This window comes from Pseudoalteromonas sp. S1727, assembly GCF_005886375.1.
In the GTDB taxonomy this organism is placed as follows: domain Bacteria; phylum Pseudomonadota; class Gammaproteobacteria; order Enterobacterales; family Alteromonadaceae; genus Pseudoalteromonas; species Pseudoalteromonas haloplanktis.
The window spans coordinates 1-371 of sequence record NZ_PNDT01000062.1 but is presented as its reverse complement, the minus strand read 5'-3'; the positions used below and the strand labels follow the sequence as shown (position 1 = coordinate 371).

The following is a 371-nucleotide window of genomic DNA, read 5'->3' as shown; positions in this document are numbered from 1 at the left end:
TTTTTCAGCACTATAGACCCATTATTAGACGGTGTGGTTGATACGCTTAGTGCAACAACTCAACCAAGCGATCAGGTTGCAGGTAAATTAACTGCGCAATGGGCTGAGAAGTTGGGCTTATCACAAAATGTAGTGGTAGGTTACGGTGCTTTTGATTGCCACATGGGCGCAGTTGCCGCTAATGTGCGTCCAGGTGTACTGACTAAGGTAATGGGTACATCTACCTGTGATATTACCGTTACTTCTAAACAACAACTTGGCGATACCTGTGTAAAAGGTATTTGTGGTCAGGTTGATGGCTCTGTAATACCAGGCATGATTGGCCTTGAAGCGGGTCAATCTGCGTTTGGTGATTTATATGCATGGTTTAA

General features: G+C 44.2%; 1 protein-coding gene. It reads left to right on the top strand.

Annotated features, from left to right (window positions below):
* Positions 1-371 (top strand): FGGY-family carbohydrate kinase (locus CWB85_RS14475; protein WP_249314878.1); only part of this gene is annotated, 371 nt, incomplete at both ends.